At 46.9% G+C, this 18,170-nt stretch carries 16 protein-coding genes; 13 read left to right on the top strand and 3 right to left on the bottom strand.

Features of this window, described 5'->3' with window-relative positions; genetic code table 11:
* The first annotated feature begins 25 nt into the window (after positions 1-25).
* The 9 genes from ilvN (at position 26) to KKG35_11550 (ending at position 7,670) form a co-directional block, all read left to right on the top strand.
* Positions 26-511, top strand: coding sequence for an acetolactate synthase small subunit (gene ilvN, locus KKG35_11510; protein MBU1738753.1), 486 nt, complete (start codon positions 26-28; stop codon positions 509-511).
* Between the two features lie 34 nt (positions 512-545).
* Positions 546-1,190: a phosphatidylserine decarboxylase family protein gene (locus KKG35_11515; GenBank protein MBU1738754.1), complete on the top strand. Its 645-nt coding sequence runs from the start codon at positions 546-548 to the stop codon at positions 1,188-1,190.
* 205 nt (positions 1,191-1,395) lie between these two features.
* Positions 1,396-2,172: a CDP-diacylglycerol--serine O-phosphatidyltransferase gene (gene pssA / locus KKG35_11520; GenBank protein ID MBU1738755.1), complete on the top strand. Its 777-nt coding sequence runs from the start codon at positions 1,396-1,398 to the stop codon at positions 2,170-2,172.
* A gap of 151 nt (positions 2,173-2,323) precedes the next feature.
* Positions 2,324-3,922 carry a 2-isopropylmalate synthase gene (locus KKG35_11525; GenBank protein ID MBU1738756.1) on the top strand — a complete coding sequence of 533 codons (1,599 nt, stop codon included), beginning with the start codon at positions 2,324-2,326 and terminating at the stop codon, positions 3,920-3,922.
* Positions 3,923-4,012: 90 nt separating this feature from the next.
* On the top strand, positions 4,013-5,041 hold the full coding sequence (locus tag KKG35_11530; protein MBU1738757.1) for an aspartate-semialdehyde dehydrogenase: 1,029 nt from the start codon (positions 4,013-4,015) through the stop codon (positions 5,039-5,041).
* A 54-nt stretch (positions 5,042-5,095) separates the two neighbouring features.
* A complete protein-coding gene (gene rsmD / locus KKG35_11535; GenBank protein ID MBU1738758.1) occupies positions 5,096-5,671 on the top strand; it encodes a 16S rRNA (guanine(966)-N(2))-methyltransferase RsmD in 576 nt (191 codons plus the stop codon).
* Positions 5,672-5,676: 5 nt separating this feature from the next.
* Positions 5,677-6,213, top strand: a complete 537-nt coding sequence (gene coaD / locus KKG35_11540) for a pantetheine-phosphate adenylyltransferase (GenBank protein MBU1738759.1) — start codon at positions 5,677-5,679, stop codon at positions 6,211-6,213.
* Between the two features lie 74 nt (positions 6,214-6,287).
* On the top strand, positions 6,288-6,740 hold the full coding sequence (locus KKG35_11545) for a Rieske (2Fe-2S) protein (GenBank protein ID MBU1738760.1): 453 nt from the start codon (positions 6,288-6,290) through the stop codon (positions 6,738-6,740).
* A gap of 21 nt (positions 6,741-6,761) precedes the next feature.
* Complete coding sequence (locus tag KKG35_11550) at positions 6,762-7,670, top strand: cytochrome b N-terminal domain-containing protein (protein MBU1738761.1); 909 nt, start codon at positions 6,762-6,764, stop codon at positions 7,668-7,670.
* Positions 7,671-7,678: 8 nt separating this feature from the next.
* On the opposite strand, the gene KKG35_11555 is transcribed toward KKG35_11550, so the two are convergent.
* Positions 7,679-9,352, bottom strand: a complete 1,674-nt coding sequence (locus KKG35_11555) for a PAS domain S-box protein (protein MBU1738762.1) — start codon at positions 9,350-9,352, stop codon at positions 7,679-7,681.
* A gap of 19 nt (positions 9,353-9,371) precedes the next feature.
* A complete protein-coding gene (locus tag KKG35_11560; protein ID MBU1738763.1) occupies positions 9,372-10,736 on the bottom strand; it encodes a sigma-54 dependent transcriptional regulator in 1,365 nt (454 codons plus the stop codon).
* A 221-nt stretch (positions 10,737-10,957) separates the two neighbouring features.
* Here KKG35_11560 and KKG35_11565 point away from each other — a divergent pair, with 221 nt between their 5' ends.
* The 3 genes from KKG35_11565 to KKG35_11575 all read left to right on the top strand — a co-directional run bounded on the left by KKG35_11565 (position 10,958) and on the right by KKG35_11575 (position 14,569).
* On the top strand, positions 10,958-11,974 hold the full coding sequence (locus KKG35_11565) for an NAD-dependent epimerase (GenBank protein ID MBU1738764.1): 1,017 nt from the start codon (positions 10,958-10,960) through the stop codon (positions 11,972-11,974).
* A gap of 12 nt (positions 11,975-11,986) precedes the next feature.
* On the top strand, positions 11,987-13,291 hold the full coding sequence (locus tag KKG35_11570) for a UDP-glucose/GDP-mannose dehydrogenase family protein (GenBank protein MBU1738765.1): 1,305 nt from the start codon (positions 11,987-11,989) through the stop codon (positions 13,289-13,291).
* Between the two features lie 186 nt (positions 13,292-13,477).
* Positions 13,478-14,569, top strand: coding sequence for a hypothetical protein (locus tag KKG35_11575; protein ID MBU1738766.1), 1,092 nt, complete (start codon positions 13,478-13,480; stop codon positions 14,567-14,569).
* A gap of 271 nt (positions 14,570-14,840) precedes the next feature.
* Here KKG35_11575 and KKG35_11580 read toward each other — a convergent pair whose 3' ends face one another.
* Positions 14,841-16,070 carry an ISL3 family transposase gene (locus KKG35_11580; GenBank protein MBU1738767.1) on the bottom strand — a complete coding sequence of 410 codons (1,230 nt, stop codon included), beginning with the start codon at positions 16,068-16,070 and terminating at the stop codon, positions 14,841-14,843.
* A gap of 333 nt (positions 16,071-16,403) precedes the next feature.
* On the opposite strand from KKG35_11580, the gene KKG35_11585 reads away from it, so the two are divergent.
* Complete coding sequence (locus KKG35_11585; protein MBU1738768.1) at positions 16,404-18,116, top strand: ABC transporter ATP-binding protein/permease; 1,713 nt, start codon at positions 16,404-16,406, stop codon at positions 18,114-18,116.
* Positions 18,117-18,170: the final 54 nt, after the last annotated feature.

Consider the following 18,170-nt stretch of genomic DNA (forward strand, 5'->3'; position numbering starts at 1 on the left):
GACAATGACTAAGTAAGGAAGATCGATGAAACACACAATATCAGTTTTGTTACAGAATAAACCGGGTGTCCTGTCACGGGTAACGGGCCTTTTCAGTGGACGGGGATTTAATATTGAGAGCCTTGCCGTCAATCAGACTATTGATCCTGATGTTTCCTGTTTGACATTAGTAACGGTCGGTGCGGATGCGATCATTGAACAGATCACCAAACAGTTGCATAAACTGATCGATGTCATCAAAGTCACGGATATGGCTGAAACCGACTATGTGGAACGGGAGATGGTTCTGATCAGGGTGAAAGCGGAGGCCGCAACAAGGGCTGAGGTGTTAAGAGTGATCGATATCTTTCGAGGAAAAGTTGTCGATGTCAGCCCCAAAAGCTACGCGGTCGAAGTGACCGGCACTGAAGACAAGATTCAGGCTGTTATAGATATCCTTAAACCCATCGGAATCCAGGAAATTGTGCGCACCGGGACCATTGCCATGACCAGGGCCAAGAAAACGGTTTAGCTGATCAAATCATTACACTTCCGGAAAACAGTAAATGAAAGAACCCTCTATCCCGGTGGCGCGTGAAGGCTACCCCTTTATTGCCTTTACGGCGTTGCTTGCCATTGTTTTTGCCATACTCGGGTATACTCTGGTTTCTTTCTCATTTCTGACCCTTACCGCCTTTGTCCTTTATTTTTTCAGAGACCCGGAAAGGGTTACATCGGATGAAGAGGATTCGATCATTTCCCCTGCAGATGGCAAAATCATCCTGATAGAAAAAGTTTTTGACGATAACTTCGTTAAAGAGCATGTGTATAAAATCAGCATCTTCATGAATGTCTTCAATGTTCATGTAAACCGGACTCCCTTTTCCGGGAAGGTGAAGAGGATTGTCTATTCGCCGGGTACATTTTACTCTGCCAGCAGTGAAAGAAGCTCTCTCGAAAATGAGTCCTGCGCGGTTATCCTGGAGACTGAAAGCGGAAAAAATCTAGCCTTTGTCCAGATCGCCGGCCTGATTGCTCGTAGGATTGTCTGCTGGGCCGAGAAAGGGGATGAGCTTGTAAAGGGAGAAAGATTCGGGATGATCCGGTTTGGTTCAAGGGTTGACCTGTATCTGCCGCAACAAACCCAGCTTGAGGTTGTCAAGGGTCAGAAGGTTGTTGCCGGTGAAACCGTATTAGGCTATCTTCCCTGACTATTTGTTGCAACTTTTTACTCTTCGGCCATCCGTCCGGTCATCTTCACCGGATAGTGTTCAATTTGGAAAAATTCCCGACGCGGTATTCTGCTTCTTCGTAACTAACATCCTGTGTTTCTTGATAAAATCTCGTACATGAATTATAAGGTCATAATTATAATTGAATTCTCTGGCTCGACAGAGTGAGGGTATGGTTTCTGCTATGGAAAATCACACAAACATTGACAAAACAGACGGCCCGCGAGGGACCATCTGTCTTTTGCCGAGTCTTCTGACAACCATCAGTTTGTTCAGTGGTTTTTATTCAATAATATCAGCTATTAATGGCTTGTTTATTCATGCCGCGGTTGCGCTCATTATTTCTGCGGTGTTTGATGGGCTCGACGGACGTGTTGCCAGAATGACCGGAACCGCGAGTCTCTTTGGCAAAGAGTATGATTCATTGTGTGATCTTGTAGCGTTTGGTGTTGCCCCGGCAATTGTCGCCTATCTGTGGACTCTGGAGTCTTTCGGGAGATATGGCTGGCTGGCTGCATTTCTCTATGTTGCAACAACGGCGCTTCGTCTTGCCAGGTTCAATGTTCAGGACAGCAGTTGCGGGAATATGTTTACAGGGCTGCCTTGCCCGGCTGCCGCCGGGACAATTGCGACCACGGTGCTTTTTGGCCGTTTCACCGGAATCAGTTCGGAGGCCATGGGTCTTGCCATGCTCGCCATGGTCTATGGGCTTTCCTATCTGATGGTGAGCTCTGTTCAGTATTGGAGTTTCAAAAATCCCGAAACGACCAAAGCCAAGAGATTTCAGGCGATGGTGTTTATGGTTCTGCTCATCACGGTAGTCGCAACGGAGCCCCAGGTCACCCTTTTTGTCCTGGCCATTCTCTATGTCATCTCCGGACCGTTCGGGGCTCTTTCCCGGCTATTGACGCGAAGCAAAGTTGAAGTGCCTGATGAGCATGAGGAATCTTTTTATCGCTAGTCTGCCATCTTGATCCCATTTTCAAGAGAAAGGACTTTCTCCCTGTTTATCAGTAAAAGGTTGTCCCGGATTTATGAAATATATGGTCGCCGCTTATGATTTCTGCGGGCCGTTAACCGGCTGTTAACAGCCGTATCAGGAGATTGAAAGAATGTCTGCTAAAGCTGAGTTGAGCAGTTTGTCTGCTCATACGAAACTTATACCCGAAGGGTGCAAAGACAACATCATCATATTTGATACAACCCTCAGGGATGGCGAACAATCCCCCGGGGCCAGCATGAACATGCAGGAAAAATTCCGGATCGCCCAGAATCTTGTGAAGCTTCAGATTGATGTGATCGAGGCAGGATTTCCCGTAGCCTCCAAGGGTGATTTTGATTGCGTGAAGAACATCGCCGACAACATTCGCGGCGCGCAGATCGCCGGGCTGTCACGAAGCAACCGGAAAGACATTGACGTTGCCTGGAATGCCCTGAAAGGTGGGGAGAATCCCCGGATCCATATCTTTCTCGCCACATCCGATATTCACATGAAGTACAAGCTGAAGATGTCGAGAGAACAGGTGCTTGAGCTCGCTGTCGAGTCTGTCCGATATGCTTCTCAGTACACATCCAATATCGAATTTTCCGCAGAAGACGCTTCACGAAGCGACCTTGATTTTGTCTGCAAGGTATTCGAGGGGGTAATCGGGGCCGGCGCAACCACTCTTAATTTCCCCGACACCACAGGGTATGTTCTGCCCGATGAGCATGGCCGGCAGATCCGTTATCTGATCGACCATATCCCGAGTATTGACAAGGCGGTGTTAAGTGTGCACTGCCATAATGATCTCGGCCTTGCGGTGGCAAATTCTCTTGCCGCAATCAGTAACGGCGCACGACAGGTCGAGTGTACCATCAACGGTCTGGGGGAGCGGGCGGGAAATACCGCCATGGAAGAAGTGGTTATGGCGATCCGGACCAGGGCAGACCAGATGGACGTGGGGACGAGGATTGTTACCGAACATATCTATCCGACCAGTCGGCTGGTCAGCACCATTACCGGGATGCCGGTACAGCCGAACAAGGCGATTGTCGGGGCCAACGCCTTTGCCCACGAGTCCGGAATCCATCAGGATGGAATCCTGAAGGAAAGAACTACTTATGAGATCATGAACCCTGCGGACATCGGCCTCTCCAAGGGAAATCTGGTCCTCGGCAAGCATTCAGGCCGTCATGCCCTGAAGGACCGGATTGAAACAATGGGCTACACTCTTGGTGAAGAGGAGTTGAATCGGGTTTTCAGCCGTTTCAAAGAGCTTGCCGATGTGAAAAAGGAGATGTTTGACGAAGATCTCGAAGCGATCCTGATGGATGAGGTGCTGCGGATCTCTGAACAGTATGAACTGTTGACCCTTGGGGTGATGAGCGGCAGCAGGGTGATGCCGACGGCCGGAGTCCGGCTCAAGGTTGATGGTAAAGAGGTGGAGAAAGCCGCAATCGGAATCGGTCCGATTGATGCGACATTCAGGTCCATTGCAGAGCTTACGGGCACCAGAAGTAAACTTCTTTACTTTTCGGTCAATTCCATAACCGGCGGCACCGATGCCCAGGGTGAAGTGATGGTGCGCATTGAAGAGGACGGCTATGTGGTAATAGGTCAGGGGGCGGATCCGGATATCATTACTGCTGCTGCCAAGGCCTACCTGAATGCCCTGAATCGATTGGTTTTTTTGAAAAAATCATCTTCGAAAGCACCACGGAAAGCGTGATATCTTTGAGGAAATATAGCTGAGTCGGGCAGCTTTTCTGCCCGTACCGAAATAAATATTAATTATCATGATTTATTAAGGGAAAAAGTGATGAGTAACGAGAATCGGAAATTTAATGTTGCTGTTGCAGGGGCTACCGGCGCTGTCGGCGGGGCCATGCTGAAAGTGCTGGAAAGAAGAAATTTTCCTGTGAAAGAGTTGCGTCTGCTCGCTTCGGAGCGGTCGATTGGTAAGAAGCTGCGATTCAGGGACCAGGATATCGAGGTGAGGCTCCTTGACAAGAACGCCTTTACCGGAATCGATATTGCGCTTTTCTCGGCGGGCGCTGCCAGATCGCTTGATTTCGCACCGGCGGCTGCAGCAGCTGGTGCGGTAGTAGTGGATAACTCCAGCGCCTTCAGGATGGACCCGGAAATTCCTCTGGTGGTCCCGGAGGTCAACCCGCACGCGATTGATCAGTACAAGGGGAGAAGGATTATCGCCAACCCGAACTGCTCGACCATCCAGATGCTCGTTGCCCTGAAACCGATCCACGACAAGGTGCGGATCAAGAGGATCGTTGTCTCCACCTATCAGGCGGTTTCCGGGACGGGAGCGGCCGCGATCGCCGAACTGAAACAGCAGGTTCTTGATTATGCCGCCGGCAGGGAAATGTTGAATAAGGTGTATCCGCATCGGATCGCCTTCAACTGTTTGCCGCAGATCGATTCATTTCTTGCCAATGGGTATACCAAGGAAGAGATGAAGATGGTCAATGAGACGAGAAAGATATTTGAAGACCGGACTATCGGGGTCACGGCAACCACGGTCAGGGTGCCGGTTTTTTATGGCCATTCGGAAGCGGTCAACATTGAGACCGCTGAAAAAATTACCGCTGATCAGGTCAGGGAACTTCTGCGTCAGGCACCCGGGGTAAAAGTTGTGGACGATCCTGCTACCCTTTCCTACCCGATGGCCATTGACTGTGAAGATGAATTTGATACCCTGGTCGGCAGAATCAGGGAAGATGAGTCAATCGCCAATGGTATTAATCTGTGGGTGGTTTCAGACAATATCCTGAAAGGGGCTGCCCTGAATGCGGTGCAGATTGCCGAGGAGTTGATAAAAAACCACATTTAAACAAGATGATCTGCTGCTGAAACGCTCCGGCAGGTGAATCTGAGGGCTCTTTGTTTGCGTATAATATCCGGCGCCGCGAAAGGGCGGAAACTTTACACCCCTGGCAACAGAAGTAAAAAGGGCTCAATCCGGCCGACTTCCGACAAGGTTCGGGAATCAATTTTCAATATTCTTGGTTCGAGGTCTGTTACGGGCAACGTTCTTGATCTGTATGCCGGTACCGGCGCCTTGGGTCTTGAGGCCTTGAGTCGTGGTGCATATTTCGGGGCTTTTGTTGATCATGACCGCAAAGCGTTTGAATTGATCAATAGAAACCTCGATCTTTGCGGGTTTTCAGAGGTCGGGATTGTCTATCAGCGAGATCTTAAGAGAGGGCTTGGTTTTCTCGAGAAGGCAGAGCCGCGGGTCTATGACCTGGTATTCATCGACCCGCCCTATCATACAGGAGCAACCGTGACATCTCTTCAGGAACTCAATGATCGGGGGCTGCTCGGTAAAGATGGTCTGGTCATTGTTGAAGATGCCAGTGGTGTCGATTTGCCGGAAGGAATCGGGAGTCTTGAGCGGGTCGATTTTCGCAGATACGGAGACACCTCGGTCTGGATATATCAGAACATGGGAGTGAATTGAGAAAAATGAGCCATTCTGGAAATCCAGTTCGTCAGGCCTCCCGAGGAACCGTGGCCGTTTATCCCGGAACGTTTGATCCGATCACCATGGGTCACCTGGATATTGTGAACAGGAGTCTTGAGCTTTTCGACAAGGTCATCATCGCCATTGCCAAAAATATTGCCAAGAAACCCCTGTTCTCGATCGATGAGCGATTGGTGATGATCAGGGAGTGTTTTCCTGACTCCGGAGGGCGGATAGAAGTTGACACGGTTGACGGGTTGCTGGTTGATTATGCATACAGCAAGGGGGCGAAGGCGATTATTCGCGGGCTTCGGGCTGTCTCTGATTTTGACTATGAATTCCAGCTGGCGTTGATGAATCGCCGGATCGAAAGGGAAGTGGAGACGGTGTTTCTGATGACCGGTTTTCGCTGGATATTCATCAGTTCCTCGATTATCAAGGATGCAGCACAGTACGGGGGTGATGTCAGCGGTCTGGTGCCTGATCACGTTTGTGAAAAATTGCGGGAAAAGTATCTGCAAAGCTCAAAGCCGCGGTAACCTCCTCTCTTTGCATTGCCCCTCCATGTTTCAACTTGCGTTTCACCCGGTGGAATGAATTCTTTTTATCTTGCATGAGAACAGATATGGATAAAATCATGCCTGAAAGGTGTTGCACGGCTGAAAGACGTTCTTTGCTCATTTCAGGCTGGACGTTTATCAAACTCTGGGCTGTCGGGCTTGTTTTGTTGCCGGTGATTCGTTTCATAAATTTCAGAGTCCCTGCTCAGCCACGTATTTTTTCGGTCAAGAAAGGTCTGAAAAAGGATGGGTTTATCCTGGAGCCGGATTTCATTATTTTTTCTGAAGAAACGGGGCCGGTCGCAATTTCGCGAAAATGTACTCATCTCGGGTGTCGTCTCAACTATCATGAAACAGAAAAAATTCTGATCTGCCCATGTCACCAGAGCAAATTTACCAGGAAGGGCAAGAGAATCGCCGGTCCGGCCGAGAGAGATTTGCCGGTGTATGATGTTGAGACAATCGTTGAGGAAAACGGCAATTCTTATCTGGTCACCGTGATCTGATTTTTATCCGGGAAATATTTGATGAAATGGGTTCTGGGCATACGTTGGGGCGCTAAAAGTCTTGTTTCTCTCTACATATCCGTAATTTCCGGAATTGTCATCGCATTGCAGTATGACCCTGCAACCCCGTTCTACTCGACCGGTTCTTTGGAGGCCCTGATTCCGTTCGGCCAATTCTGGCGGTCTCTACACTATTATTCCAGCCAGTTGTTTTTTGTTTTTCTTTTGGTGCATCTAGTGATCGTTTTGATCGATAAACGGTTGTCGGAGGCAGGGAATAATGACAAACGAGCGGATAAGGAATTTACCAAAAAAACCGAACCCGGTTCAGGCAATCGGCGGATGGTCAGAAACAGGATGCAATGGGTGCTGCTGACCCTGTCAATGCCGGTCGCAGCCCTCGTCCTGTTTACCGGCTATATCCTGAGATTTGACAGTACCGGGGAGGCCGCCGGATATATCGCGGAAAATATCACGAGATCGGTGCCGTTTATCGGAACCTGGCTGAATGCATTTCTTTTTAATGTTACTACAGCAGGGCTGAAGGTGGTTTATGCCAACCATGTTATTGGATTGGGATGTCTCTGGGGGTATCTCGCCTGGGACCATTTGCGGAAATACCGGGTCCGTCTCCTGGACCATTCAGCACTGGCGGCTGCCATCCTGATTTTCAGTTTTATAGTTCCTGCTCCTCTTGAGCCACCCTGGCCGGGCAGTATTCAGGTTCTTGGTCCCTGGTTTTTCATCGGTCTGCAGGAACTCCTGAAATACATCCAGCCATTCTGGGCCGGAATTTTTTTTCCAGTAACGGGTATGATCTTTCTCTGTCTAGCGGTTCTTGACCAGGGCAGGGCGAGGTGGTCATTGATCGGGACGATCATCTGGTGTGTTTCCTATTTCATTCTCACGGTTGTCGGCTGGAACAGTTGAGAGGGGTGCTACGAGGGAAGAGGGAAAAAGACCTTGAAAACGGTTTGTTCATCAGGAACAGAGGTGACTTCAATCCGGCCATTATGACTCTCGACAATCTGTTTGACAATGGAAAGACCAAGACCGGTGCCGTTCTCGCTGGTGGTGAAAAAAGGATCATAAATCTTTCCGAGAACCTCTTCCTTTATCCCCGGGCCGCAGTCGCTCACCTTTAAAACGGCATACTCCTTGCCGGTCTGATCTGTTTCTTCGGTTGCCTCGACCGTGATATCTCCTCCCTTTTCTCCAAGGGCATGACAGGCATTGGAGATGAGATTGACAAGCACCTGCTGGACCTGTTTCGAATCGGCCCAGAAATCAAGGTCATCTGAGACGAGGGTTACGGTTCGGCATGAACGTGATTTCCATCTTGCTCCCTGCTGGAGGAGTTGGACGGTTTCGTTGATCAGGTTACGGATGGAAAACCAGTTCATGATGGGTTCGGCAGGTTTGGAAAACTGCAGGAACTCATCAATGGTCTTTTCGAGTCGGTCGCTTTCCCGAATCACGATATCCAGCAGCTTGTGGCTGGAAAGCTCCTGAGCTGTTTCCTGCTGCAAAACCTGAGTGGCGCCGGAGATGGCGGCCAGCGGATTTCGGAATTCATGGGCAATGCCTGCGGCCATCTCACCGATCGTTGCCATTTTTTCTGCCTGTTTGACCTGTTTCTCCATGTCCCGGATCCGGCTCAGATCCTGCATGGTGTAGACACGACCATTCCCTTGTCCACCGGGGATTTTGAGTTTTGACCAGGAGTAGCCGATGGGGATCCGGGTTGAGTCTTTCTTGGTTAGTTCCGTGACCTGCCTGAGGCTGCTTTCTATTTCATGTTTGAGGTCGGGGAGCAGGTCGGAAATGGCTTTGTTCAGTACCTCCTCTCTTCTAAACCCGGAGATGATCTCCGAGGCGTTGTTGAATGAGGTTATCCTGTCCTCCTCATCGGTCGTGATAATCCCGGTGGTAATATCATCAAAGACCTGCCGGTAGAGAATTTCAAGGCGGTCGTAGTTCAACGTGGATTCGGTGAGGGCCTTTTCCGTTTTCCACATCCGTTCGAAAATAACGATGCTCAGACCGCTGATCAGAAAGAATACAATGCCGTGCACCGCAAAGAAGTGCATGGCAACGATAATGTTTTCCACCGGATTATCAATACCGGTCCACAGCCAGGGCTGGTAGAGAAGCTCGACGAGGATTATGAATCCGTAATTGATGGTGCAGACCGCCGCCATCAGAAGGCCGCCCAGCCGCAGAAGGAGATAGCCGCCGGCAAGGATCGGGAAAAGATACAGCAGGGTGAATATCGACTGGCTGCCACCGGTGGCAAAAACGATACAACTTAAGAGAAGGGCATCGGAAACGAGTTGCAGCAAGGCAAAGCCGCGATAGTTGTTGATCCCTTTGAGGATAAGAGCAGAGAGAATGGTGTACAGATAAACACCTGCAATAAAAAGAGCAATAACGTTGATTGAAGGAATGATAAGGTCATGGGTTTTGGTCTGCAGCAACACACTGATGCCAAGGAGGATCGTCAGGATCAGAACTCGCAGGAACAGAAGCCACTGGATGTGGTTTTTCAGCAGATCCTTCGGGGGAGTGGCGATATTCCTGGAGAAGAATATATGACCATTGCCATCAAGCATGATTCAAGCCTGGAGGGGATTAAAGTTTGTACTTCTGGATCTTGTAGCGCAGTGAACGAAAGCTTATCTTGAGCAGATCGGCCGCCCGCATTTTGGAGTTGTTTGCCCGCCTGAGGGCATCTTCGATGAAGCTTTTTTCAGTCTGCTCCATGACCTTTTCCAGGCCGGACTCATAAACATTGTCCATGTCGATGGGATCGGGAATTGGCGGCGGCGCCCCGACTTTTTCCTTTCCATACAGGGACAGGGTGAGGCTTTCGGGAAGGATGATGTTGGAGCTTTCAAGAGCGACTCCTCTTTCGATAATGTTTTCAAGTTCCCGAACATTACCTCGATAATCATAATTCATCAGAACTTCCATGACATATGACGAGAGCGCCTTGACTTCTTTGTTGAAGATCCGGGAGTATTTCTCCAGGAAATGGTCGACCAGCAAAGGAATGTCTTCCCTTCTTTCCCGGAGGGGGGGGATTCTGATGGGCACAACGGCCAGGCGATAAAAAAGGTCTTCCCGGAAGCGAGACGCCAGCACTTCTTCTTCGAGGTCCCGGTTGGTAGCGGAGATTATCCTGACATTGATCTTGACCGTATCGGCTCCGCCAACCCTTTTAAATTCTCGTTCCTGCAAGACCCGCAAAAGTTTGGTCTGGATGAAGGGGGTCAGTTCGCCAATTTCATCGAGAAATGCGCTGCCGTGATTGGCCTGTTCAAAAAGACCCATTTTATTTGTAATTGCTCCGGTGAATGATCCCTTGACGTGACCGAAAAGCTCGCTCTCGATGATGGATTCTGGAATGGCGCTGCAGGTAATCGGAACAAAAGGGTTTTCTGAAACATTGCTGAGATTGTGAATAGCTTGCGCGACAAGTTCCTTGCCGGTCCCCGATTCGCCATAAATCATAATGTTGGCATGGGTCGGAGCGACCCGCTGGATCATGTCGTAGATCTTCCGCATTTCCTGGCTTTTGCCGATGATCCCTTCGAATTCGGTCAGCGGCTTGTGGGTAAGGGCTTTAACGACCGAACTGCTGGAAAGAGCCGTTGAAATAATATTCTTTATCTCGTCGACTTTGAACGGTTTTGTGATGTAGTCGAAGGCGCCGTTCTTCATTGCCATCACCGCGTCTTCCGGGGAAGCATAGGCGGTGATCATGATCACCGGCAGGGAAGACTCTGTTTTTTTTATTTCAGCCAGTAACTCCAGGCCACCCATGCCCGGCATACGAATATCGGTAATTACCAGATCAACATCCGCTCGTCTGATGATATCAAGGGCAGCCATGCCATTTTCGGCTGAAAAGGTTTCAAAACCATCCTTTTCGAGAAGAATGGTAAGAAACTCTCTCATACTCAGTTCGTCATCAACGATCAGAACAGTTGCCATTATCTTCCTTAAGAACCAAGAGTATGGAGGATCAAGAATAAAAGTGTTGCATTTATAGTTTAACATGCTGCCATAAAAATTCACTGTTGAAAATTCATTGTAATTTAAAATAAAGGCTTTAATAAATAGCAAACCTCCCATGTTTTTAGTATGTTGTGTTGCTCTTGAAAAATTTTGTCTTGATTGTTCGAAATTAACCCCGACACTATCTGGCTGTAAAAATGAATATTGAAAAAGTATTAGTAACTGGTGCTGCAGGATTTATCGGTTTTCATCTTTCAAAAAGGCTCCTTGCCTCCGGAAAAAGTGTTGTCGGGTTGGACAACCTTAATGATTATTATGACCCGGATTTGAAAAAAGATCGTCTTCGGCAGCTCTCGCCTGATAATAATTTTACTCATGTTGATATTGATCTTGCCGACAGAAGGGCGATGGCTTCGCTTTTTCAGGAACACCGCTTCAATGCGGTGGTGAATCTGGCTGCTCAGGCCGGTGTTCGTTACTCTCTTGAGAACCCGCATTCTTATGTTGACACAAATCTGGTCGGTTTCGTAAATGTTCTCGAAGGATGCAGGCATTCCGGTGTAGACCATTTGGTGTTTGCTTCCTCAAGTTCGGTCTATGGGGCTAACACCAAAATGCCTTTTTCTGTACATGATAACGTCGATCACCCGTTATCGTTGTATGCAGCATCAAAGAAGGCGAATGAGCTCATGGCTCATACATACAGCCATTTGTTTGGGGTGAAGTGTACCGGGCTCAGATTTTTTACGGTATATGGTCCGTGGGGGAGACCTGACATGGCTTATTTCCTTTTTACAAAGGCTATTTTGAACAATGAGCCAATCAATATATTTAATAACGGTATGATGGGGCGTGATTTTACGTATATTGATGATATCGTGGAGGGGGTGTGTCGCGTGATTCATAAAAAGCCGAGCGCCAATCCAGAATGGAATGGCGACAATCCAGACCCATGTTCAAGTTTTAATCCTTACAGAATCTACAATATCGGTAATAATAAAAAGGAATCCCTGATGCATTTTATAGAGATTCTTGAAGATGCTCTTGGGAAAAAGGCGAAGAAAAATTATCTTCCCATGCAACCTGGGGATGTGCCGGCCACTTATGCAAATATTGATGATCTTGTGCGTGATGTTGGTTTCAAACCCAGTACTCCCATTAAGATGGGGATAAGAAACTTTGTCGATTGGTATCGAGAATACTATAAAATTTAAAGAGATTGGTGCATGAATATCACTATAATTGGTGCGGGGTATGTCGGTCTCGTGACTGGTGCATGCCTTTCCGAGTTCGGTCATCAGGTCTGTTGTCTGGACCTTGACAAACGAAGGATTGAATGTCTTAACAAAAAGGAAATTCCGATTTATGAACCAGGTCTTGATTCTCTTGTCGCAAAAAATATTAGCGACCGACGGCTGATTTTTACCGCCGACTTGAAAAAATCCATGGAGCAGGTTGATGCAGTCTTTATCGCAGTAGGAACCCCTTCCCATCGTCGGGGAGATGGTTACGCCGATCTGACTTATATCTATCAAGCTGCAAAAGACATTGCTATACATATCAAATCTTACACGGTTGTAATTGACAAAAGCACGGTCCCTGTGGGTACTGCACGCCAAGTTGCAAGGCTCATCAGGGAAGTGAATCCCGAAGCAGATTTTGATGTGGTTTCCAATCCGGAATTTTTAAGGGAAGGTGCCGCAATTAATGATTTTATGCGTCCAGACAGAGTAGTAATCGGATCGGATTCGGATCGAGCGACAAATATCCTAAAAGAAATTTATAACCCCTTATATTTAATATCTACCCCTTTTGTTATAACAACACCGGAAACTGCTGAACTTGTTAAATATGCAGCCAATGCTTTTCTTGCAATCAAGATCAGTTTTATCAATGAAATGGCCAATATTTGTGAATCTGTTGGAGCAGATGTTAAAGACCTCGCCAAAGGCGTTGGGCTGGATGGAAGAATTGGTAGTAAATTCCTGCATCCCGGACCAGGGTATGGAGGGTCATGCTTTCCGAAAGATACTAAAGCGTTGTTGAGAACGGCGCAAGAATTTGGTGAGACGGCCAGATTGGTTGAAGCAGCTATCGAAATTAATTCTGCACAGAAAGCCAGGATGGTTAAAAAGATCAAGGATGCTCTTGGCGGTGATGTTGCGGGGAAGACAATAGGCGTGCTTGGCTTGACATTTAAACCTGAGACTGATGATTTACGTGAATCTCCGGCATTGACAATCATGTCCGCACTCGTTGAGAAGGGAGCCAGAATCATCGCTTTTGATCCACAAGGGATGAAAGAGGCCAGCAGGTTATTTCCTGAATTTCACTATGCGAAAAATGCCTATGATGTTTGTAAAAAAGCTGATGCGGTGGTACTTATGACTGAATGGAACCAGTTTCGGGCCCTTGATCTTGGTCGGATAAAAAGCCTCATGAAATCCCCGATCTTTGTTGATCTGAGGAATGTTTATGAACCAGGAAAGATGCGTAGCCTTGGGTTTAAATATTCGTCGGTGGGGAGATAGCTTGGACCACATGTTTCGCTATCAAAAGTATTGTGAACGTGTTAGGTCAATATGTCAATTCAACTGATGTCATATTGTCCGATACAAATAATCACTCATATAATTTTATATGCCAGGTTCATCGGTTTTATGATTATGTTTTTCGAGTGTTTTCACCGGTCAATCAATTTGATGGAGTGACAATATATGATTCAAGGATCACAATTTAAAGAAGCTCAGCACCCAAACAAAGAAGAACCAAGTCAGCGCGCAGAAGATGAAATTAATCTTATTGAGATTTCTCTGATAATTTTTCGTCATTGGAAATGGTTGTTCGGAGTCACTTTGGTTTTTGTGTCTGGTGTAGTCAGTTATGCATATCTGTCTCCTCCATCATACAGGGTTGACGCAATTCTTTTGCCTCCCCCAGCGCCTCAGATTATGGTTGGATTTAACCAGTTATTGTGCGATATGCCTGTTGATAATAACAGGGTTGAAGCGAATGTTTCCCCAATCTCAAATTATCAGAAATTACCGGGAGGGGGGGAACTGTTATTGTGTGCTTTGACGGCCGATAATATTTTCAAACAGACCGTTCTGAACCTTAATAGTTTCGCGGTACAAGACGAATTTATTAAAAATAATCCGAGTTTTTTCGGGAAGTTTGACATCTCTTTACGCGTAGAAAATAATCCGGCAGAAGGTGTTATCGTCGCTTTGGAAGGCAATGAGCGGGGAAAGCTCACTGAAGATATGAATGAATATTTATCCTATATTTCCGATATCACTGCAACTCAACTTATTGAAGGAACGAAGGCAAGGTTTGTAGCGAAAATCAATGAACTGGAAGACGTTATTGATATTTTGAGAATACGAGCAAAAATGGACCGTCAGGACAGGGTAATTGTTCTTCGGGAAGCACTGGAAATTGCCAGAAGAATTGGGATTACAGATATGGTCATCAATCCGGCTGATGCCCCATTATACCTCCGTGGTATAACGGCTCTCACAGCAGAAATCGAGGTCCTGGAGAACTGGGACGAAGATAAGTGGCCAATTAAAGGACTCCACGATTTTCAAAACGATATAAATCGCCTTTCATCGTTAAATGTAGGTAGTATCTCGATTCAACCATTTCAGATTGGTCGAACTGTGAAGGTACCATCGGAACCTTTCCGTCCAAACCGCCTTTTAATTATATTTTTGGGAATATTTGCAGGGTTGCTTTCCGGCATTATTTCATGCTTTGCTGTGAATGCGATAAAAACGATGACTTTTCATCGTGAAGCTGAATTTTAAAGCAAATAAATTTGAAAATTGTTTATGAGCTTTCTGTAGTGGAATTTAACAACCTGCTAAAGGTGATGTCCCGTGGAATTAATGAAAGTCTGATATAAACTCTTGAAAAATATGGGGACCATCGGTTGGTTGACTCCTGAACATATTATATTTGGACTCAGATTTTAATCTCTCTCACTGGGTTTAATTCCCCGCTGATTGCTGCGTTTATGCCAGATAAACACAATTGAATACCCGCTTTCGAAGAGCGAAAAATTAGGTTCATTCGCTTTTAAGTTGAAAGCCGTGGATTAAGTAATCCACAGTGTTGATGGATTTTGAGGAGGAAATAGGCAACGTCTTTGTAGCCGTAGGCCATCCTCTTTAACCGTTTGATCTTGTTGTTGATTCCCTCGGAGATGGCCGAGGTGATCCGCATCCTGAAGAAGTTCAGGATGAAATGCCGCTTGCGGAAGAATTTCTGTGCCAGCTCCATAAAGGCCGGGATTTTGGATGCGAATGCCGCTCCGATCCATTGCCTGAGTCCAGCTTGGGCGGTTTTGCGCGAGTCGGATCGGTAGATTTCGAGGAACTGTTCCTTGAGCAGCATGGCTCGATAGACTGTGTCGTTCAGCTTGGCCAATTGCTCCAGAACATCACGCTGTCGTTTTGATGAGTTTCCTTGCATCAGGATGAACTTTTTGCGGCAGTGAAGCAGATCGGCCAGATCAGTAGCTTTGTCGTGCCTGGCCTTGCGGAGTTCCTCTTTGCGGACCGTGTCCATGGCGTCGTTGAGATAGCTTTTGACATGGAAGTGGTCGAGAACGGTCAGGGCATTTTTCGCATGGTGCTTGATTGACGATAGAAAGCCACGGGCACCGTCACAGGCGACGGCGTCAATCTTCGACGATTTCTCCTGGCCCAAGGCCGAGAAGAAGGCATCCAGAGTGCTTTTGCCGCGACCGTCATGATTCCAGATGACCTTGCGCCGCTCAATGTCGACTACATTGGTCACGTACTTGTGCCACTTTTGCCAGGCCACTTCGTCAACGCTCATGATGGAGGGCGCCGGTACCGGGGAGAGCTTCTCCAGGGCAAGCTCCTCAAGTATGCCGCGGTCAATGCGGTAGACGGTTTCGTCGTCGAGCTTGAGAAACCAACCTGCCTCGGCGTTAGTGGTGATGGAAGTCAGACGATAGACCTGCTCGGCAAAGCGCCTCGTAAAGCGGCCGCGTAACACGCCAAATTGCTCAACCCTGATTTTGCCGTCAATCGGGCAGCGGGCTTTGCGTTTGGGAATATAAAGAAAAGTTCGCTTGCCGGCTATGGGCATGTCCTCCACCATAATCCAGCCAGTGCTGTGGACGGGAGCGTGGTGGACGACCCCACAGGCGGAACAGACCGGCGCCACCGGCTCCACCAGATCGACATAAAGGTGAATGCTGGTTTCGTTCTGCTCAAGCACACTGGCAACCTGAAAGTTTGGCAAAGCAAGCAGTTCCGTGATAGTTTTGAGGTGCATCGGATTTCTCCTCTCTGTCATGGTTCTGTCTGGAAACAAAACCTTAACAAAGATGGTTAAATCCGATGCTTTTTCTTGTTCATGCAGTTACTGGCATTGGTTGATTTTCAACTTTTTTACGAATGAACCAAAAATTATGCTTTTAGCAAAAGAGCATGTCCCGGGGATCTTTATTGAATATTTTGTTGAAAAAGGGCTGAGGCTGTTTTGAAAGTATGTAAAGGTGTTTTTCAGGGTACACCTGACAAATCAAGTCTTCCATGGCTTGTTTTTAAACTGTGGGGGCATTTCAACAGGCGTCGGAAATACCAATTTATAGTTTTGGTAATTCTGATGTTTGCCGCTGCAATCTCAGAGATGATCAGTCTTAGTGCTGTTTTTCCTTTTCTTAGTGTTCTTACATCACCAGATCGTGTTTTGAAGTATCCTGTTGCCAAAGATTTCGCTCTAAGATTTGGAATAGTGACGCCTGAACAGTTAGTACTTGTTTTTACTGTGATTTTTGCAACTGCAGCATTTTTGGCCGGTAGTGTTCGCCTTTTGCAATTGTGGGTTAATACCAGATTTGCTTTTGCAGTAGGTCATGACTTGAGTGCTGAAGTCTATCGCCGAACACTATATCAGCCCTACCATGTGCATTTAGCACGCAACAGCAGCGAAGTGATCAGCGGTGTTGACAAGGTGACTACTGCAACAGAAATTCTGTTTCAAATGTTAAGCATGTTTAGTTCATTATTTGTCGCCTCATGCCTTGTTTTTACTATGGAGATTGTCGATCCTTTTGGTGCAACTTTGGCTTTTCTTGGTTTTGGAAGTATTTATGGATTAATCACTTGGTTGATACGTGGACGTTTGCTTCATAACAGCAAGAGAGTTGCCAGAGAACAGGTCATGCGATTGAAGGCAATGCAGGAAGGGCTTGGCGGAATTCGTGATATTTTACTGGGGGGTCATCAGTCAAAGTATTGCAAGCTTTATGGACGAGCCGACCTGCCTATGCGGACCGCCCAGGGGAACAATCGATTTTTCAGCATGAGCCCTCGTTATGCTATAGAAGCTTTAGGAATGGTATTGATTGCTTTTCTGGCTTATGGACTTGCTAGGAAAACTAATGAGATGCATACAATATTACCTACTTTGGGAGGGTTGGTTTTTGGAGCGCAACGTCTGCTGCCAGCACTGCAACAAATTTATGGTGGCTGGGCAAATATTACTGGCAATAAAGCTTCTTTGATTGATGTTTTAATGCTGCTAGACCAGCCTTTTCCGGAAGAACTTTTGTTGTCTCATCCTCTTCCTCTTAATTTTCGGCGAGAGATCCGTTTTGAATCCGTGGATTTTCACTATCGTCATGACGGGCCTTGGGTTCTTAAAGATCTCGATTTGGTTATCCCTTATGGGGCCCGAGTCGGTTTCGTTGGCGGAACTGGTAGTGGCAAAAGTACCACATTGGATTTGCTTATGGGGTTACTCCAACCGACTACAGGTAATATTCTGGTTGACGGGACTCCTTTAACAACCAGTACGCATCGTTCGTGGCAACGCATTATCTCTCATGTTCCACAGAGTATTTATCTGGCCGATACGACTCTGGCAGAAAATATTGCTTTTGGTGAAAATCCAGAAAATATAGATATGGATAGGGTTAAGCTGGCAGCCAGGCATGCACAGATTAAAGATTTTATTGAAAATACTCCTGATGGTTATGAAACCATGGTTGGTGAGAGAGGGGTTCGTCTTTCTGGAGGACAGCGTCAAAGGATCGGTATTGCTAGAGCTCTTTATGGTCAGGCAAAAATTCTTGTTTTTGATGAAGCTACAAGTGCCCTCGATAATATGACTGAACGGATGGTAATGGATGCTATTAAAGATTTGGATAGTGACTTGACTATATTAATAGTAGCTCATCGACTTTCTACGGTTTGTCGTTGCCAGATTATTTTTGAAATGGATAAAGGGCGTGTTGTGTCCCAAGGAACTTATGAACAGTTGCTAAAAAGTAGTGCTAGTTTTAAAGAAATGGCAGAAATCGGAAATAATAATTGAATACTGAAGAGTATTTAGATTTGAAATCCCAAAACAATTTATTGATTGAGGCCT

This window comes from Pseudomonadota bacterium (assembly GCA_018823285.1).
GTDB lineage: Bacteria > Desulfobacterota > Desulfobulbia > Desulfobulbales > JAGXFP01 > JAHJIQ01.

Excerpts from the sequence above, each read along its gene's own strand:
- KKG35_11515 (MBU1738754.1), top strand. The coding sequence starts at position 546 with ATGAAAGAACCCTCTATCCCGGTGGCGCGTGAAGGCTACCCCTTTATT.
- KKG35_11585 (MBU1738768.1), top strand. The coding sequence starts at position 16,404 with ATGTTTGCCGCTGCAATCTCAGAGATGATCAGTCTTAGTGCTGTTTTT.
- KKG35_11570 (MBU1738765.1), top strand. The coding sequence starts at position 11,987 with ATGAATATCACTATAATTGGTGCGGGGTATGTCGGTCTCGTGACTGGT.
- KKG35_11545 (MBU1738760.1), top strand. The coding sequence starts at position 6,288 with ATGAGAACAGATATGGATAAAATCATGCCTGAAAGGTGTTGCACGGCT.
- KKG35_11560 (MBU1738763.1), bottom strand. The coding sequence starts at position 10,736 with ATGGCAACTGTTCTGATCGTTGATGACGAACTGAGTATGAGAGAGTTT.
- pssA (MBU1738755.1), top strand. The coding sequence starts at position 1,396 with ATGGAAAATCACACAAACATTGACAAAACAGACGGCCCGCGAGGGACC.
- ilvN (MBU1738753.1), top strand. The coding sequence starts at position 26 with ATGAAACACACAATATCAGTTTTGTTACAGAATAAACCGGGTGTCCTG.
- KKG35_11580 (MBU1738767.1), bottom strand. The coding sequence starts at position 16,070 with ATGCACCTCAAAACTATCACGGAACTGCTTGCTTTGCCAAACTTTCAG.
- KKG35_11525 (MBU1738756.1), top strand. The coding sequence starts at position 2,324 with ATGTCTGCTAAAGCTGAGTTGAGCAGTTTGTCTGCTCATACGAAACTT.
- KKG35_11565 (MBU1738764.1), top strand. The coding sequence starts at position 10,958 with ATGAATATTGAAAAAGTATTAGTAACTGGTGCTGCAGGATTTATCGGT.
- KKG35_11555 (MBU1738762.1), bottom strand. The coding sequence starts at position 9,352 with ATGCTTGATGGCAATGGTCATATATTCTTCTCCAGGAATATCGCCACT.
- KKG35_11550 (MBU1738761.1), top strand. The coding sequence starts at position 6,762 with ATGAAATGGGTTCTGGGCATACGTTGGGGCGCTAAAAGTCTTGTTTCT.
- KKG35_11575 (MBU1738766.1), top strand. The coding sequence starts at position 13,478 with ATGATTCAAGGATCACAATTTAAAGAAGCTCAGCACCCAAACAAAGAA.
- KKG35_11530 (MBU1738757.1), top strand. The coding sequence starts at position 4,013 with ATGAGTAACGAGAATCGGAAATTTAATGTTGCTGTTGCAGGGGCTACC.
- coaD (MBU1738759.1), top strand. The coding sequence starts at position 5,677 with ATGAGCCATTCTGGAAATCCAGTTCGTCAGGCCTCCCGAGGAACCGTG.